General features: G+C 72.8%; 19 protein-coding genes. 11 read left to right on the plus strand and 8 right to left on the minus strand.

The window, feature by feature from the left end; all coding sequences use genetic code 11:
• Positions 1–41 precede the first annotated feature (41 nt).
• The 3 genes from E8D34_RS19990 (at position 42) to E8D34_RS20000 (ending at position 3,224) form a co-directional block, all read left to right on the plus strand.
• The gene (locus E8D34_RS19990) at positions 42–602 is read left to right on the plus strand and encodes a hypothetical protein (RefSeq protein WP_136594848.1); all 561 of its coding nucleotides are present in this window, start codon (positions 42–44) and stop codon (positions 600–602) included.
• Positions 603–735: 133 nt separating this feature from the next.
• A complete protein-coding gene (locus E8D34_RS19995) occupies positions 736–2,154 on the plus strand; it encodes a DUF2252 domain-containing protein (RefSeq protein WP_136594849.1) in 1,419 nt (472 codons plus the stop codon).
• Positions 2,151–3,224 carry an FUSC family protein gene (locus E8D34_RS20000; RefSeq protein ID WP_136594850.1) on the plus strand — a complete coding sequence of 358 codons (1,074 nt, stop codon included), beginning with the start codon at positions 2,151–2,153 and terminating at the stop codon, positions 3,222–3,224. The genes E8D34_RS19995 and E8D34_RS20000 overlap by 4 nt, the downstream gene beginning before the upstream one ends.
• Before the next feature lie 9 nt (positions 3,225–3,233).
• Here E8D34_RS20000 and E8D34_RS20005 read toward each other — a convergent pair whose 3' ends face one another.
• Entirely contained in the window at positions 3,234–3,491 is a 258-nt protein-coding gene (locus E8D34_RS20005; protein ID WP_136594851.1) for a hypothetical protein, read from the minus strand.
• Positions 3,492–3,787: 296 nt separating this feature from the next.
• Between E8D34_RS20005 and E8D34_RS20010 the strand changes: the two genes are divergently transcribed.
• Positions 3,788–4,459 (plus strand): hypothetical protein, encoded by a 672-nt coding sequence (locus E8D34_RS20010; protein ID WP_136594852.1) that lies wholly within the window; start codon positions 3,788–3,790, stop codon positions 4,457–4,459.
• Here the strand turns inward: E8D34_RS20010 and E8D34_RS20015 are convergent.
• Together E8D34_RS20015 and E8D34_RS20020 are read right to left on the minus strand one after the other, a co-directional pair.
• Positions 4,448–5,110: a VOC family protein gene (locus E8D34_RS20015; protein ID WP_136594853.1), complete on the minus strand. Its 663-nt coding sequence runs from the start codon at positions 5,108–5,110 to the stop codon at positions 4,448–4,450. The two genes, E8D34_RS20010 and E8D34_RS20015, sit on opposite strands and share 12 nt — an antisense overlap.
• The gene (locus E8D34_RS20020; RefSeq protein WP_240771308.1) at positions 5,107–5,520 is read right to left on the minus strand and encodes a VOC family protein; all 414 of its coding nucleotides are present in this window, start codon (positions 5,518–5,520) and stop codon (positions 5,107–5,109) included. Before E8D34_RS20020 ends, E8D34_RS20015 begins: the two co-directional genes overlap by 4 nt.
• A gap of 107 nt (positions 5,521–5,627) precedes the next feature.
• Between E8D34_RS20020 and E8D34_RS20025 the strand changes: the two genes are divergently transcribed.
• The 3 genes from E8D34_RS20025 to E8D34_RS20035 all read left to right on the plus strand — a co-directional run bounded on the left by E8D34_RS20025 (position 5,628) and on the right by E8D34_RS20035 (position 8,039).
• Complete coding sequence (locus E8D34_RS20025; protein ID WP_136594854.1) at positions 5,628–6,515, plus strand: alpha/beta hydrolase; 888 nt, start codon at positions 5,628–5,630, stop codon at positions 6,513–6,515.
• Positions 6,516–6,652: 137 nt separating this feature from the next.
• Positions 6,653–7,021, plus strand: a complete 369-nt coding sequence (locus E8D34_RS20030) for a hypothetical protein (protein ID WP_136594855.1) — start codon at positions 6,653–6,655, stop codon at positions 7,019–7,021.
• Positions 7,022–7,151: 130 nt separating this feature from the next.
• Entirely contained in the window at positions 7,152–8,039 is an 888-nt protein-coding gene (locus tag E8D34_RS20035) for a mechanosensitive ion channel family protein (RefSeq protein ID WP_136594856.1), read from the plus strand.
• 29 nt (positions 8,040–8,068) lie between these two features.
• On the opposite strand, the gene ychF is transcribed toward E8D34_RS20035, so the two are convergent.
• Positions 8,069–9,142 (minus strand): redox-regulated ATPase YchF, encoded by a 1,074-nt coding sequence (gene ychF / locus E8D34_RS20040; protein WP_136594857.1) that lies wholly within the window; start codon positions 9,140–9,142, stop codon positions 8,069–8,071.
• 143 nt (positions 9,143–9,285) lie between these two features.
• Between ychF and ppk2 the strand changes: the two genes are divergently transcribed.
• The gene (gene ppk2 / locus E8D34_RS20045) at positions 9,286–10,191 is read left to right on the plus strand and encodes a polyphosphate kinase 2 (RefSeq protein ID WP_136594858.1); all 906 of its coding nucleotides are present in this window, start codon (positions 9,286–9,288) and stop codon (positions 10,189–10,191) included.
• Between the two features lie 90 nt (positions 10,192–10,281).
• On the opposite strand, the gene speB is transcribed toward ppk2, so the two are convergent.
• From speB to E8D34_RS20060, 3 genes are read right to left on the minus strand one after another with little or no spacing between them, the layout of a single operon-like run.
• Positions 10,282–11,304, minus strand: coding sequence for an agmatinase (gene speB, locus E8D34_RS20050; RefSeq protein ID WP_240771309.1), 1,023 nt, complete (start codon positions 11,302–11,304; stop codon positions 10,282–10,284).
• Positions 11,297–12,913 (minus strand): cytosine permease, encoded by a 1,617-nt coding sequence (locus tag E8D34_RS20055; RefSeq protein ID WP_136594859.1) that lies wholly within the window; start codon positions 12,911–12,913, stop codon positions 11,297–11,299. The genes speB and E8D34_RS20055 overlap by 8 nt, the downstream gene beginning before the upstream one ends.
• Entirely contained in the window at positions 12,910–13,344 is a 435-nt protein-coding gene (locus E8D34_RS20060) for a nuclear transport factor 2 family protein (RefSeq protein ID WP_136594860.1), read from the minus strand. Before E8D34_RS20060 ends, E8D34_RS20055 begins: the two co-directional genes overlap by 4 nt.
• A 185-nt stretch (positions 13,345–13,529) precedes the next feature.
• Here E8D34_RS20060 and E8D34_RS20065 point away from each other — a divergent pair, with 185 nt between their 5' ends.
• The 3 genes from E8D34_RS20065 (at position 13,530) to E8D34_RS20075 (ending at position 15,772) form a co-directional block, all read left to right on the plus strand.
• Positions 13,530–14,441 (plus strand): Lrp/AsnC family transcriptional regulator, encoded by a 912-nt coding sequence (locus tag E8D34_RS20065; RefSeq protein ID WP_240771310.1) that lies wholly within the window; start codon positions 13,530–13,532, stop codon positions 14,439–14,441.
• Positions 14,442–14,564: 123 nt separating this feature from the next.
• Positions 14,565–15,353 carry an exodeoxyribonuclease III gene (locus E8D34_RS20070; RefSeq protein ID WP_136594861.1) on the plus strand — a complete coding sequence of 263 codons (789 nt, stop codon included), beginning with the start codon at positions 14,565–14,567 and terminating at the stop codon, positions 15,351–15,353.
• A 95-nt stretch (positions 15,354–15,448) separates the two neighbouring features.
• Complete coding sequence (locus E8D34_RS20075; protein WP_136594862.1) at positions 15,449–15,772, plus strand: hypothetical protein; 324 nt, start codon at positions 15,449–15,451, stop codon at positions 15,770–15,772.
• Between the two features lie 12 nt (positions 15,773–15,784).
• On the opposite strand, the gene E8D34_RS20080 is transcribed toward E8D34_RS20075, so the two are convergent.
• Positions 15,785–16,422: glucosamine-6-phosphate deaminase (locus E8D34_RS20080; protein WP_136596316.1), on the minus strand; the 638-nt coding region annotated here is incomplete at its 5' end.

Raw genomic sequence — 16,422 nt, forward strand, 5'->3', positions numbered from 1 at the left:
GCTGGGGCCACGCTGGTGGTGACCCGAGCGAAGGGACCGCGATGGCCGGCCAGCGTCCGCTTCCGCCCGCGACCGCGTGGCGCGCCGTGCTGGCGTGCGTCGTCGCCAGCCTGGGGCTGCTCGCGCGCCGCCGCGTCCACCTGCCGCGCGGCAACCTGGGGCGGTCGATCCGGTTCGCCGACGGCACCGACGCGGTCGTCTACCGCGAGACCGTGACCGACCGGAGGCCCGCGGAGCCGTGCTTCCTCGCCATCTCCTTCCGACTGCGCGGCGTCCGCGGACCGCGGGCGCACGCGGCGTTCCGCGCCGAGAGCGTGCTCAACACCCCGCTCTTCGTCGGCTTCCCCGGGTTCGTCTCCAAGCTCTGGCTGGCCCACGACCGGAACGGGCGCTACCGGGGGCTCTACGAGTGGGACGGCCCCGACCTGGCCGAGCACTACGCACGGTCACTGTGGCGGGTGCTCGCGCTGGTCAGCGAACCGACCTCCATCGACTACCGGATCGTGCAAGGAGTGACCCGGGACGCCGCCGTCGCGGACCCGGCGTCGTCGACCGGCACGCCCTCGACCGAGGACGCGTGGTGGCGGGTCGCCGAGGCTTGAGACCGGTGGGATCCGGACCACCTGCGCGCAGCCGGCGACAGCGTCGGCCGCGGGGTTCGGCGCAGCGAGTAGCGTGCCTACCAGATCCGTGTCGGGTCCACGGAGGACCCACGGAGGCCGACGGAGGCCCAGGATGACCACCACCTCAACACCGCCGGAGAGCACCCCGAGCCGGGCCCGGGAGGACGGCCGCGCGGTCCGCAAGCGGGTGCCGCGCTCGACCCTCGGAGCGTGGGAGCCGGCGCCCGACCGCGCCGACCCGGTCGCGACGCTGACCGCCCAGGCGGTCGGGCGGGTGCCCGAGCTGCTCCCCCTCCGGTACCGGCGGATGCTCGCCTCGCCGTTCGCGTTCTACCGCGGAGCCGCGGCGATCATGGCCGGCGACCTCGCTCCGCGGCCACGGACCGGCCTGCAGGTCCAGCTCGCCGGCGACGCGCACCTGGCCAACTTCGGCGGCTTCGCCGCGGCCGACCGGACCCTGATCTTCGACCTCAACGACTTCGACGAGACCCTGCCCGGTCCGTTCGAGTGGGACGTCCAACGCCTCGCGGCCAGCTTCGAGGTCGCCGGGCAGAACAACGGCCTGTCCGCCTCGCAACGGGCCATGGTCGTCGGACAGGTCGCGGCCACGTACCGGCAGGCCGTCCGGGAGTTCGCCGGCTGGCCACGGCTCTCCGTCTGGTACGCCCGGGTCGGCGCCGACGACATCCTCGATCGGTGGGCCGGCGACCTGCCCGCATCACGGGTGCAGGCGTTCCACCGGGCGATCGACAAGGGCCGGCGGCGGACCAGCGCGAAGGCGCTCTCCCGCTACTGCGAGCACGCCCCGGACGGCCGGCTGCGGGTGATCAGTCGTCCGCCGGACGTGGTGCCGCTGCGCGACCTCTTCGGCCTCTCCGCAGACGAGGTACGACGGGCCGCGAACGACGTCGTCGAGACCTACCGCGAGAGCCTCGCCGATGACCGGCGCGCGCTGCTGAGCACCTTCGAGCCCGTCGACGCCGCCCGCAAGGTGGTCGGCGTCGGATCGGTCGGGATGCGCTGCTTCATCGCGGTCTTCGTGGACGCGGAGGACCACGACGACGGCCTGGTCCTGCAGCTCAAGGAGGCGACCGCGTCCGTGCTCGAGGCGGCCACCGAGCCCAGCCGCTACGGGCACCACGGGCAGCGGGTGGTCGAGGGCCAACGGCTGATGCAGGCCTCCAGCGACCTGCTGCTGGGGTGGACGACGGTGCGCGGCATCGACGGCGTCGAGCGCGAGTTCTACGTCCGGCAGATGTGGGACTGGAAGACCTCGCCGGACATCGACGGGATGGACCACCAGGGGCTCGGGGTCTACGCCGCGATGTGCGGCTGGACGCTGGCTCGGGCCCACTGCCGCACCGGCGACCGGCGCGTGCTGGCCGGGTACCTCGGCAGCGGGCGGTCCTTCGACCGCGCGATGCAGGAGTTCGCCGCGTCGTACGCCGACCAGAACCAGCGCGACTACGACGCGCTGCGGCGGGCGGTGGCCGACGGTCGGGTCGAGGCGGCCGACCCGGAGGACCGGTGACGCGACTGCTGCGCACCACCGGGAAGCCTCCCCAGTGGGCCCTGGTCGGGTTCCTGCTGGCGGGCGTGGCCGCGGGCCTCGGCGTGGGGCTGCTGGTCGCGGGCGCCCGGCCGCTGGCGCTGCTGCCCGCCCTGACGTGTGCCGTGGTGAGCGCCGCCGGCGCCGCCGGACCGCCCCGGTTCGCCGTACCGCTGGCGGTCTGGGCGGCGTACACGACCGTGGTCGTGGTGTGCCTGGGCTACCTCGCCAGCGACCGGCCGTGGCTGGCCGGCGGGGCGATGGCGGCGGTCGCGGTGTTCACCTCGGCCGCGGCAGGTGTCGGCCCGCTCGGGATGGTGCTCGGGATGATGAGCACCCTGACCTACGTCCTCGCGCTGGTGGTGTCGACCGAGGTCTCCGCGCGGAGCGCGGTGGGCCTCCTCGACGTCGCCGTCTGGGCCGTCGCGGCCGCGCTCACCGGCTTCGTGGTCGCGGGGGCCGGCGCGCTCCTGCGTCACCGGGGCGACCGCGCGGCGGCCGCGGGGGCCCAGCGACCACCGGCACCCTGGCGTGCCGTCGCACGGTCGCTGCGCACGCTCGACGAGCACGCCCGCGACGGGATCCGCCGCGCCGTCCCGCTGACCGCCTGCGTCGTCTGGTTCACCGCGTCGGGCTCCCACGACGCGCTCTGGGTGCTCGTCGCCGCGATGGCGGTGCTGCTGCCGACCGGGAAGAGCACGTGGGAGATGTCGCTGGGCCAGGTGGCCGCCACCGTCCTCGCGGTCGTCGTGGTGGCGGTCCTGGGTGAGCTGCTGCCGCTCGGCACCCTGCTCGCGGCGGCCGGAGCCGCCTTCCTCCTCGGCCAGGCCTACAAGCCGGTCGTGCCGCTCCTCGGCGGCGCCGCCACCTCGTTCGCCGCGGTGGTGTTCGTCGGCGCGCCCTCGGCCGACCTGACCGGCACCGGCGCCCTCCGGCTGGTCGACACCCTGATCGGGGTCGGGATCGCCCTGGCGGCGAACTACCTGCTGTGGCCCCGCGACCGCCCCGACGACGCCGAGGTGATCACCGAGCCGACCGCGACCCCCGAGTGACGGGTCCGGCTAGGACCTGAAGGCGCGACCGCACAGCGAGCGGTACAGCCTGATCTCCAGCTGGATGCCGCGCGGCACCGGCCAGGCGAGCGACTCGATCGCCTCGGCGTAGGCGAGCAGCGCGTCCAGGGTGTCCGAGCGGGCCGCGTGGGCGGCATCGCTGCGCAGCGGGGTCTTGCCGGCCTGCGTCCGCTCCGAGGAGCGGGCCGCCTCCACGTCATCCCAGAGCCGGGCGAGCCGACTATGCCGCACTGCGAAACCCGCCACCGGCACCGTCACGCGCCACACCCCGCCCTGTTGGTCCCGTCCCGACCGTTCACGCGATGCGCCTCTCCACCGACGGCGTGGGCGCAGCGGATGCGCGTCCTCGACGGCTGCTGTCGACAGTACACGCCACCGGTCGACCGTGCCGCCGGGCGAACGACGCCGGAGCGCCGGGCGGAGCGCCGCCCGGGCACTTCGCCACGGGCCGAGAAGACGATCGGCCCTGCCGGCCCCGGGCCCCGCGGAGTGGACTGGCAGGTGAGGGACTCGCACCTGACCCTGCCGTGGAGGAGGCGGTCATGACCCGAGCGCGAGGACGGGTCACCACGATGGCGGTGCTCGCCGCCGCGGGCGGCGTGATGGCCGGCATCGGCGGCGCGGTGCACGGCGTCGGCGAGGTGCTGCAGGGCAGCGGCCGCCCCGACGGCCTCTTCATCGACTCCTGGGCCACCGGCCGGATCGCGAGCAACCTCGGCGGCGAGCCCGGGCTGACCGTCGTACCCGACGTGCTGGTGAGCGGTGTGCTGACGCTGCTGGCGTCGGCCGCGGTCGTCTGGTGGTCGGCCGGCCACCTCGACCACCGGTACGGCGGCCGGGTGCTGGCCGTGCTGTCGCTGGCCCTGCTGCTGGTCGGCGGCGGCGTCGGCCCGCCGGTGATGGGCCTGCTCGCCGCGCTCGTCGCGGGCGCCGCGAACCGGGCACGGCGGGGACCTGCCCGGCGGGCACAGGGACCGGCCGACCGGGCCCTCGCGGCCACCTGGCCCACGCTGTTCTGGCTCTGCCTGGCCGACTACGCCCTCCTGGTCGTCGGCTCGCTCGCGGCCGGCGTGGTGCTCGACGTCGACATCTCCGACGTCTTCGTCTACGGGCTGTTCCTCACCCTGGTGCTGATGCCCCTGGCCGCCCTCGCCGGCACTGCGCGGGTGGCCGCGACGACGCGCACGCCGGACACGGTGAGGTCAGCCGGCTGACTGCCCCGCACCCGGCACGTGGGGCGTGATCAGCGCGGTCCGCACCGACATCCCCAGGTCGCGGGTCCGCAGCGTGGTGATCCGACGACCCGGCTGGACCGCGTCCTTCGGGGTGCCGGCCGCCTCGCCGAGCAGCGCGACGACGGCGTCGAGGTCCTCGACGACGTGGGTCAGCCCCCACAGGCGGGCAGGCTCGTCGGAGGACTCGCCCGGGGAGCCGACGACCTCCAGGATCACCTCGCCGAGCCGGTAGAAGACCTGGCGCACCGGCCGCCCGCCCAGGTCGCCGTCGCGCTCGCGACGCGGCTCCAGCCCGAGGCCGGCGAGCGCGGCGACGGTGCGGTCCAGGTGGGGCGAGAGCAGCACCACGTGGTCGACGTGCGTCACCCCGTTCGGGTGCTCGGCGCCCGCGGCCGGCGGCTCGTCGCAGAGCGCGGTCGGGACGCCGTCCACCTCCGCCGGTACGCCGGGGGGAAGCCCGCGCAGCGCCCAGCCGACGATCCCGCGGCCCGCGTCGGGCCCGGCCAGCCGGATCCGCACCGAGCCGACCCGGCACACCGGCCCGCCCGGCCCCTCGTCGACGGCGAACCCCGCCGCCACCCACGCCTCCGGCGGGTCGGCGACGACCAGCTCGGCGACGGTGACGGTCACGACGCGGCGACCCCGCCCAGGTTCAGCTGCCACGAGACGCCGTACTTGTCGTTGACCCAGCCGAAGCGGGTGCTGAACCCGTAGTCCCCCAGCGGCATCAGCGCCTGGCCGCCCTCGACGAGCGCCGCGAACAGCCCGTCGAGCTGCTCGTGGGTCTCGGCCTGGATCCAGATCGAGAGCGACGGGGTGAAGTCGAAGCCGTGCTCGACGAAGCTGTCGGAGGCGAAGAAGTCCTGGCCGGCGAGCCGGAAGTGCGCCCGCATCACGGTGCCCTCCGGCCCCGGCCCGTCGGCGCCGTACAGGTCCGCAGAGACGATCTCGCCGTCGTCGAACAGCGAGGTGTAGAGCTCCATGGCCTCGCGGGCGACGCCGCCCTGGAACATGAGGAAGGGGGTGGCACTCGTCGTCACGGCGCCGACTCTAGCCGGGTCCCGGACCGCGGCCGCCGGGACCGCGCCCGCCCGGCCCGCCGTTCGGCGCCATTGCACTGGTCGAGCCGGAGGACCATGCTTCCGAGATGACACGTGGTCCGCGCGACGGTTGGGTCACCGCCCCCGACGGCACGCGCATCGCCTACCGGGACCACGGTGGCGACGGCCCCGGACTGCTCCTGCTGCACGGCGGCGGGGCGAACCTGGAGTCGATGGACCAGTGGGCCGACCGGTTCCGCGCCACCCGACGCTGCGTCGCGGTCGACCTGCGCTGCTGCGGCCAGTCCGACGACGTCGCCCACTTCTCGCTGACCGAGGCGGCGGAGGACCTCGACGCGGTGGTGGACCACCTCGCCCTCGGCCCGGTCGACGTCCTCGGGCACTCGATGGGCGGCTTCGTCGGCGGCTTCTACGGCACCCGGCACCCCGAGAGCCGGATCGTGAGCATCGACGGGTTCGGGCCGGGCACGGTCACCGTCGGCTCCGACGCGGAGCGCGCGGAGTTCGGCGCCTTCCAGGCCTCGATGCGCGAGCAGTTCTTCGCCATGACCGCGCCACCCGACCGCGGCGACGACGCGTGGCGCGACGCCCAGGTCGACGCCCTCTGCGCGCTCTTCCCGGCGATCGGCTACACGGCGCCCAACGCTCGGGCGATGGCCGCGCGCAACTTCGTCGTCGCTCAGGACGGCACCTTCCGGAGAAGGCCCCCGCGGCACCTCTTCGCCGACGCCTTCGCCGACGACGGCGCCGCCGACATCCTGCGGATGTATCGCCACACCAGCGGCCCGGCCCTCATCGTCCGCTGCACCGAGTCGGGCGCCCCCGCCGTCCTCGACACCGAGCTGGACGGGCTGTGCGCGGAGAACCCGCACATCACCGTGCTCCGGCTCCCGCTGACCCACCTGGCGCCGGCCTGGGACGCGATCGACGAGGTGGCCCACCACGCGGCGCGGTTCCTCGCGACCGCCACCTGACGTAGAGCGGGCTCACCCCCGCCGGGCTCGGTGTGGCCGGCCTCGGTGGGGTCGGGTCGAGGCGTGATCCGCGGTCCTCCGGCAGCGACCCGCCACGACCCGCCTCGAACCGGGTCTCGTGGTGGGATCCTGCGGTGGTGATCCGTGAGCTCATCGGCGTGTACAACGCCAACGGCGGCCTGCTCGGTGAGGCCGCCTACGTCTGGGGCCGCCTCCGCCACACCCGCCATTGCGCCCTGTGCGACATCACGCACTCCCCCTGGCGCCGCAAACCCGCCTGGGACGACCTCGCTGCCCGGCTGCCCGTGCCGTTCACGCTGCTGCACCTCAACGAGCTGCCGGCCGATGTCGCAACGCTCATCGAGGAGATCGGCGCTCCAGCCGTCGTGGGTCGCACGCCGGACCTGGCGCTGGTGCCGGTGCTGACGGCCGACGAGCTCGACGAGGTGGCGGGCGACGTGCCGGCGTTCGAGCGACTGCTCGACGCCCGGTTGGCGGATCACTAGGTCCGACGACCGACCGGCGCGCGCGGCCCGGCGGATCGGTCCGGGACGCGCCCGCGATCGGCATCGGCCCGCACGCGCCTGAGCGCCGGCGCTGCCGGCCGCGAGCGAGGTCATGGCCCAGACTGAGCCAATGATCGACGAGGTGGACACCGGGCGAGTGCTGTGGGGCGCCGTCGTCTTCGGCGTGGCGTTGATGCTGGCCGTCGTGGCGCGTCGGGTGCTGGTGGTGGCGCTCGACCGGGAGGGCTCCGAGCGACACACGGGCAGGATGATCGGGCGCCTGCTCGGGGTGGTGATCGTCATCGGCGGTCTCGTGTACGCCCTCGAGATCGCCGGGGTGCGCGTCGGCCCGATGCTCGGCGCGCTGGGGATCGGCGGCATCGCACTGGCGTTCGCGGCCCAGGACGTGCTGTCGAACTTCATCGCCGGCGTGCTGCTGCAGGTTCGTCGTCCGTTCACGGTCGGCGACGAGATCGGCAGCGGGGACTACGAGGGACGGGTGGTGGACATCAACCTGCGCACCGTGCGGATCAGGACCTACGACGGGCTCACGGTCTATCTTCCCAACGCCGAGGTGCTGCAGAGTCCGATCGTCAACTTCACCAAGACCTCGTCGAACAGGACCTCGATCACGGTGGGCGTCGCGTACGACTCCGACCTCGAGCGCGTCCGGGAGCTCCTGCTCGAGGCCTGCGGAGGGGCCGAGGGGGTCAACGCGTTCCCCGAGCCGGAGGTCTGGGTGGAGTCGTTCGGGGAGTCGTCGATCGACATCGCTGTTCGCTACTGGCATGCCGCCGACATCGCGAGCAGGTGGCGCACACGCAACGCGGTCGCCATGGCGGTGAAGTCCGCGTTCGACCGAGCGGGGGTGGTGATCCCCTTCCCCCAGCGCACCGTGTGGCTCGGTGCTGGCTCCGCGACGCTGCGGCTGGAGCCGGATCGCACCGCCCCGGGGGACCGAGCGGCGGCGGAGACCGAAGGGGACGGCCAGGAGGGTCGGGACCGGGACGGAGGATGACCGCGTCCGCGCTGCGCGGACCCGTCGGCTCAGACGTTGAAGCGGAACTCCACCACGTCGCCGTCGGCCATCACGTAGTCCTTGCCCTCCATGCGGACCTTGCCGGCCTCCTTGGCCTTCACCATGGAGCCGGCCTCGACCAGGTCCTCGAAGGAGACGATCTCGGCCTTGATGAAGCCCTTCTGGAAGTCGGTGTGGATGACACCGGCGGCCTCGGGGGCGGTCGAGCCCTTCTTGATCGTCCAGGCGCGGGCCTCCTTGGGCCCGGCGGTCAGGTAGGTCTGCAGGCCGAGGGTGTCGAAGCCGACGCGGGCCAGCACCTCCAGGCCGGGCTCGGCGATGCCGGCCTCGGCGAGGAACTCGGCGGCCTCCTCGTCGTCGAGCTCGATCAGCTCGGACTCGAACTTGGCGTCCAGGAAGATCGCCTCGGCGGGGGCGACCAGCTCGCGCATCCTGTCCTTGAGCGCCTCGTCGGCGAGCTCGTCGGGGTCGCAGTTGAAGACGTAGATGAAGGGCTTGGCGGTCAGCAGCGACAGCTCGCGCAGCAGGTCGCGGTCGATCGAGGTGGCGATGATCGGCGTACCGGACTCGAGCGCCTCCTTGGCGGCCTTCGCGGCCTCCAGGTTCGGCGCGAGGTCCTTGACCTTGCGGACCTCCTTCTCCAGCCGGACGACGGACTTCTCGACCGTCTCCAGGTCGGCGAGGATCAGCTCGGTCTGGATGGTGGAGATGTCGTTGGCGGGGTTGACCTCGCCGTCGACGTGGGTGACGTCCTCGTCACGGAAGACCCGGGTCACCTGGCAGATCGCCGCCGACTCACGGATGTGGGAGAGGAACTTGTTGCCCAGGCCCTCACCCTGGGAGGCGCCGCGGACGATGCCGGCGATGTCGACGAACTCGACGGTGGCGGGCAGCACCCGCTCGGAGGAGAAGATCCCGGCGAGCTGCTCGAGGCGCGGGTCCGGGACGCCGACGACGCCGACGTTGGGCTCGATCGTGGCGAACGGGTAGTTCGCCGCCAGCACGTCGTTCTTGGTCAGCGCGTTGAAGAGCGTCGACTTGCCTGCGTTCGGGAGTCCGACGATGCCGATGGTAAGAGCCACGAGGGGCGATTCTACGGCCGCGCGACGGCACGTCCCCAATCCGAGGCCTCCCGCTGCGCCGCCGGAACGACCACAATACGAGTCCGGAGACGAACCCGGAGACGAACCCGGAGCGGGTCAGGCCCGCGGTGAGGACGGACCAGGTGAACGAGGAGCAACGCCAGGGACTGCGCGAGTACATCGAGGAGCTGCGCCAGGCCGGGTACTCGGTGCGGGACGGCCACTCCCCGGATCCGGACCTGATCGACCCCCACGGGAACCCGGTCTACACCTGGCAGGAGGGCTACCCCTACCCGGAGCGCCTCGATCGCGACGCCTACGAGCACGAGAAGTACCGGCTCCAGGTGGAGCTGCTGAAGTTCCAGTACTGGCTGGAGGACAACGGCCGGCGGGCCATCGTCCTCTTCGAGGGGCGGGACGCGGCCGGCAAGGGCGGCACGATCAAGCGGTTCACCGAGCACCTCAACCCCCGCACCGCCCGGGTGGTCGCGCTGAACAAGCCCAGCGACCGCGAGCGCGGCCAGTGGTACTTCCAGCGCTACATCCAGCACCTGCCCACCGCCGGCGAGATCGTCATGTTCGACCGGTCCTGGTACAACCGCGCAGGCGTCGAGCGGGTGATGGGCTTCTGCTCCGACGAGGAGTACGAGGCGTTCATGAACCAGGCGCCGCAGTTCGAGCGGATGCTGATCGACTCCGGCATCCACGTCACGAAGTTCTGGTTCTCGGTCTCGCGGACCGAGCAGCGCACCCGCTTCGCGATCCGCCAGCTCGACCCGGTGCGGCAGTGGAAGCTCTCGCCGATGGACCTGGCCTCGCTGGACCGGTGGGAGGACTACACGGCCGCGAAGGAGGAGATGTTCCGCCGCACCGACAAGCGGCACGCCGCGTGGACGATCGTCCGCTCCAACGACAAGAAGCGGGCGCGGATCAACGCGATGCGCTTCTTCCTCGGCCAGTTCGACTACGACGGCCGCGACGACGAGGTGGTCGGCAAGCCCGACCCGCTGCTGGTGATGCGCGGCAAGCAGGAGACCGCGGACGAGTAGGCCCGGACGAAGGCCGCGGACGAACGGGAGAGCCCCCGCCGCCGACCGGGTCGGCGACGGGGGCTCGATGCCTCCGGGGTCGGCGGTGGCTCAGCCGAGCGCCGACGTCTCGGCGGGCGCCGTGGCGTGGTCGGCCTCGTGGCGCAGCGCCATCAGCGAGACCAGGTCGTAGGCCACGTGCGCGGCCGCGACGCCGGTCAGCTCGGCGTGGTCGTAGGCCGGGCTGACCTCCACCACGTCCGCGCCGACCACGTTCGCGCCGGCGAAGCCGCGCAGGATCTCCAGCAGCTCCCGGCTGGTCATGCCGCCGGCCTCCGGCGTACCGGTGCCCGGCGCGTGCGCGGGGTCCAGCACGTCGATGTCGATCGACAGGTAGACCGGCCGGTCCCCGACGCGGTCGCGGAGCTTCTCCACGACCTCGCGGACGCCCTGGTAGTAGACGTCGGAGGAGGTGACGATGCCGAAGCCGAACCGGCGGTCGTCCTCGAGGTCCTTCTTGCCGTACAGCGGGCCCCGGGTGCCGACGTGGCTGAGCGCCTCGGTGTCGAGGATCCCCTCCTCCACCGCGCGCCGGAACGGCGTGCCGTGGGTGTACTCGGCACCGAAGTAGGTGTCCCAGGTGTCGAGGTGGGCGTCGAAGTGGACCAGCGCCACCGGGCCGTGCCGCTCGGCAGCGGCGCGCAGCAGCGGCAGGGCGATGGTGTGGTCGCCGCCGATGGTGAGCAGGCGTCCGCCGTCGGCGGTCAGGTCGAGCGCCGCGGCCTGGACGGTGTCCATCGCCTCGTTGATGTTGAACGGGTTGACCGCGATGTCGCCGGCGTCGACGACCTGCGCCGACTCGAACGGCGAGACCTCCAGCCCCGGGTGGTAGGGCCGCAGCAGCCGCGAGGACTCCCGGATGTGGGTCGGGCCGAACCGGGCGCCCGGGCGGTAGGAGACGCCGGAGTCGAACGGTACGCCGGCCACGACGATGTCCGCGCGCTCGACCTGGTCGATACGGGGCAGCTTGGCGAACGTCGCGGCGCCGCCGTACCGCGGGGTGAGCGAGGCGTCGATCGGGCCGACGTTCCGCTCGCCGACGCGCACCTCCTGGGGGATCCGTCGCTCAGACACCGGCGGGCACCTCCTCGGTCGCGTCGGTCTCGCCGTGGACGGCAGCGGCGTCCTCGGCGTCCTCGGAGACGATCGCGCAGTTCGCGGCCGGACCGGCCGGGACGAAGCGCGGACCCTCGGGGCCGAACGCGTCGCGCGGCTCGGGGAAGATCCACAGCAGCGCCGGGTAGAGGATCGCGGCGAGGCCGAGGCCGACCGGGATCGAGAGGTCGATGCCGTTGGCGAGCTCGCCCAGCGGACCGACGAACTGGCCGGGCAGGTTGACGAAGCAGATGCTCATCGCGGCGGAGACGAGCCAGGCGCTCAGGCCGCGCCAGTTCCAGCCGTGCGCGAACCAGTACCGGCCGCCGCGCTGGCGGCGGTTGAAGACCTGCAGGGCGTCGGTGTCGTACCAGCCGCGGCGGACGACCCAGCCGATGGTCATGACGACCATCCAGGGCGCGGTGCAGCTGATGATCAGCACGGCGAAGGTCGAGATCGAGGTGACCACGTCGAAGACGAAGCGGCCGACGAAGATGAAGCCGATCGCGACGATGCCGATGAGGATCGTCGACTGGACCCGGGTGAACCGGGTGAAGACGCTGGAGAAGTCCAGGCCGGTGCCGTAGAGGGCGGTGGTGCCGGTCGACATGCCGCCGATCAGCGCGATCAGGCACACGGGCAGGAAGTACCAGCCGGGCGCCACCGCGAGCAGGCCGGTGACGTAGCCGGTCTCGTAGGTCATGAAGCCGGGGACCTCGGTGGCCACGATGGTCGCCGTGACCAGGCCGAAGAGGAACGGAACCAGCGTGGCGACCTGGGCCAGGAACGCGGCGGCCATCACCTTGATGCCGGGGGTCTCGCGGGGGATGTAGCGCGACCAGTCGCCGAGGAAGGCGCCGAAGGAGACCGGGTTGGACATCACGATCAGCGCGGCGCCGATGAACGAGGGCCAGTAGAGCGCCTGGGTGGCGGCGTCGGCGCCGTCACCGAAGATGCCCGCGTACCCCGGGTCGAAGCTGCCGCCGAAGGCGATGGCGCCGAGGATGAACAGCGCGGTCGCGGCGATCACGGCCACCTTGTTGACCAGCAGCATGAACCGGAAGCCGTAGATGCAGACGATCAGCACCAGCACCGCGAAGACGCCGTAGGCCAGGCCGAGGGTGAGGTCGTTCTCGGGCAGGCCGACGGCGCGGTTGGCGCCGCCGACGAGCGCGTCGCCCGAGCTCCACACCGAGATCGAGAAGAACGCGAACGCGGTGAGCAGCGAGAGGAACGAGCCGACCACCCGGCCGTGCACGCCGAGGTGCGCGGAGGAGGAGACGGCGTTGTTCGTGCCGTTGCGGGGACCGAAGAGCGCCAGCGGGGCGAGGATCGCCGCGCCGAGCAGGAGGCCGGACAGCGTCGCCAGCAGCGAGTCGCGGAAGGAGAGGCCGAAGAGGATCGGGAAGGTGCCGAGCACCACGGTCGCGAAGGTGTTCGCGCCGCCGAAGACGAGCCGGAAGAGGTCGAGCGGCGTGGCGCTGCGCTCCGCGTCCGGGATCGACTCGACGCCGTGCGTCTCGACCTCGGTCGCCTTCGGCGGCGCCGCGTGCACGACGGCACTGGTGGGGGTGGACTGGGCGTTCATCGGGTCACCGCCGGGGAGAGGTGTTCGTGGACAGCGAGGAGGGCGTCGCCGACGCGGCGGAAGACGATCGTCTCCCGCTCGGTGACGGTCTCCTGGGAGCGGGCGCTGTCGCCCGGGAGGTCCCCGGGGACAGAGGTGGTGGTGCGGACGTCGTGGGTGAACACGGCGACGTCGCCGAGGAGCTGGACCTGGCGGTCGCTGCTGACGCAGGACTCGACCCGCCATCCGTCGGCCAGCCACTCGGCCCAGAGGGTCTCGTAGGCCGCGCGATCGCCGAGCCGCGCGGGCTCGGGATGGAAGACGAAGGTCGCGTCCTCGTCGAAGCAGGCGAAGTACGCCGCCGTGTCGGTGGCCGCGAACGCGGCCACCAGGCGGTCGGCCGCCTCGTGCACCTGTGCGGCGCTCAGCGGCGCCGTCAGCAGATCAGTCATCCGGGGTTCTCCTCGTGGGTGGTCCGGGTCACCCTAAGAAGCGTCACCGTGACCTGCCAAACATTTCGATCGGATAACGCCGCCCGAATCTTTCGATTCGACGGCACAGCGCTACTTTTCCGGCATATCAGCGTTCGCCAGTAGGATCGCGATGTCCGATCAGCACTAGGAAACGGGTGGAAAGATTGTCTGGCAAATTCGCGCCCGAGGTCCTGGACGCCATCGACGAGCGGATCGTCTCCCTCCTCGAGCTCGACGGCCGGCTCACCCACCGCGAGATCGCCGAGCAGGTCGACCTCTCCCGCTCGGCCGCGGCGACCAGGATCCAGCGCCTGATCGGCGAGGGCCACGTCGCCGTGCGCGGCGTGGCGCACCCCGCCGTCCTCGGCCGGCCCTCCCTGGCCCACGTCTCGATCGCCGTGCACGGCTCCGCCGCGGCCGTCGCCCGTGCGGCGGCCGAGCGGGAGGACACCGCGTTCGTCTCGCTGGTCGCGGGGCGGTACGCCGTCGTGGCCGAGATCCGCACCGCGGGCCAGGCCGAGATCGAGGCCGCGCTCACCGACCTGCGCGGCCTCCCGGGGGTCGGTGCGATCGACACGATCCTCTACACCGAGGTCCTCCACGACGTCGCCGGACCGGTCGGCGAGGTGACCGCGGACCTCGACGACACCGACCGAGCCCTGCTGCGCGTCCTCCAGGAGGACGGCCGCGCCTCCTACGTCCGGCTCGGCGGGGAGGTGGGGCTCAGCGCCGCCGGCGCGCGCCGACGCGTGGTCCGGCTGGTCGAGGGCCAGGCGGTCCGGATCGCCGCCGTACGGCGCCACAGCGGCAGTGACCGCCGCAGCGCGATGGGGATCGGCCTGCGGCTGGCCGGCGACCACCCCGAGGTGCTCGCCGACCTCGCCGCACTCACCCCCGTCGTCTTCGCGGCCCGCTCGGTCGGGCGCTGCGACGCCGTGCTGACCGTCAACGCCGCCACCACCGGCGAGCTGGCCGCCGTCCTCGACGCCGCCCGCGCGCACCCCGGCGTGCGCGGCGCCGAGTCCTGGAGCCACCTGGAGGTGGTGAAGGAGACCTACGCGTCGGTCCGGCTCTGACGTTTCGCGTCGTCACATGCCGATTGGTCGCGCTCCGGCCCAGAACCCGACCGATCGGGATGTGACGACGCGTCTCGCCGGCCTGCCCGCGGTGGCTCCGTCGCCGGCCGTTACGGTGACCCGATGCGGATCGCCACCTGGAACGTGAACTCCCTGCGCACCCGGATCGACCGCGTCGAGGCCTTCCTCGACCGGCACGACGTCGACGTGCTGGCGATCCAGGAGACCAAGGCCCGCGAGGACCAGTTGCCGCTGATGGGCCTGCAGGCCAAGGGGTACGACGTCGCGGCGGTCGGCTACAACCAGTGGAACGGCGTGGCGTTGGTGAGCCGGGTCGGCCTCGAGGACGTCGAGGTCGGCTTCCCCGGGATGCCGGGCTTCGGTGAGGAGTCCGCCGTCGAGGCCCGCGCGATCGGCGCCACCTGCGGCGGCGTGCGGATCTGGAGCCTCTACATCCCCAACGGTCGCAAGCCCGACGACCCGCACTACGTCTACAAGCTCGACTGGCTGGCGCGGCTGCGCGAGGCGGCGAGCCCGTGGCTCGACGGCCAGACCGCACTGGTCGGCGACTGGAACGTCTGCCCGACCGACGAGGACGTCTTCGACGTCAAGCAGTTCGCGAGGTCGACCCACGTCACGCCGCCCGAGCGCGCCGCGTTCCAGGCCTTCCTCGACGACGGGTACGCCGACGTGGTCCGCCCGCACTGCCCGGGCCCGGACGTCTACACCTACTGGGACTACTACCGGCAGCGCTTCGAGCGGAACCGCGGCCTGCGGATCGACTTCGTGCTCGGCTCCCCCGCCTTCGCCGACCGGGTGACGGGTGCCTTCATCGACACCGACGAGCGCGACCCCGCGCAGGGCACCGGCGCCCCCTCGGACCACGCGCCGGTCGTGGTCGACCTCGACTGACGACCTGACCAAGCCGGCGCCCACTGGTCCAGACCGCCCGGACGGTGCCGACAACACCGGGACGGGCACGGCCGGCGCCGCTACCTTCTCGCCTCATGGGCGACGCGAGCGAGAAGTACCACCCCCAGCCCCCGGTGTGGCGCAGCGAACCGGAGAACCGGGTCTGGATCGGAGCCTGGGTCGGCATCATCGCCGCGGTGGTCGGCCTGATCGACGGCGCCGTGATGGCCCTGAAGCGAGTCGTCGCCGACTGCCCGAACGGGAAGTACTTCCCCGAGGGGACCACCGACTTCACCTGCTACGCGCACCCGAAGGCCGAGCTCGGGATCGCGGTCATCGCGGTGTCGGTCGCGCTCGGCGTCATCGTCGTGCTCGCCGCCGTCGCGGCGAGCGCCGCCGTGCGGCCGCCGGCCGAGTAGCCCCGGACACGTTCAGAGCCCCTGCCACGCCGGCTTGGCGTCGTACACCTCGCGGTAGTGGTCGCGCCGCGCCAGCAGCTTCGCGGCGCCGTCGTCCGCGAGCACCGTCACGTGCGGGTGCAGCTGCAGCACCGATGCCGGGCAGGAGGCCGACAGCGGCCCCTCGACGGCGGCGGCGAGGGCCTCGGCCTTGCCCTCGCCGGTGGCGATCAGCAGCAGGTGCCGGGCGCGCAGGATGGTGCCCAGCCCCTGCGTCAGCACGTGCTGCGGCACCTCCTCGACCGACCCGAAGAACCGGGCGTTGTCCTCCCGCGTCTGCTCGGTCAGCGTCTTGATCCGGGTCAGGGACGCCAGCGACGAGCCCGGCTCGTTGAAGGCGAGGTGGCCGTCGGTGCCGATGCCGAGGATCTGCACGTCGACGCCGCCCGCCTCCTGCAGGGCCGCCTCGTAGCGCTCCCCCGCCGTCGCCAGGCGATCCGGCGAGGGGTCGGGACCGTGCACGCGTGACGCCGGGATCCCCAGCGCGTCGGTCAGCTCGCGGGCGATGGTCGCCCGGTAGGACTCCGGGTGCCCGGCGGGCAGCCCGACGTACTCGTCGAGGTTGAAGCACCGGACCCGCCCGTAGCCGGGTCCGGTGCCGTCTCGGTGGC

It is taken from the genome of Nocardioides sp. GY 10113, assembly GCF_004919105.1.
In the GTDB taxonomy this organism is placed as follows: domain Bacteria; phylum Actinomycetota; class Actinomycetes; order Propionibacteriales; family Nocardioidaceae; genus Nocardioides.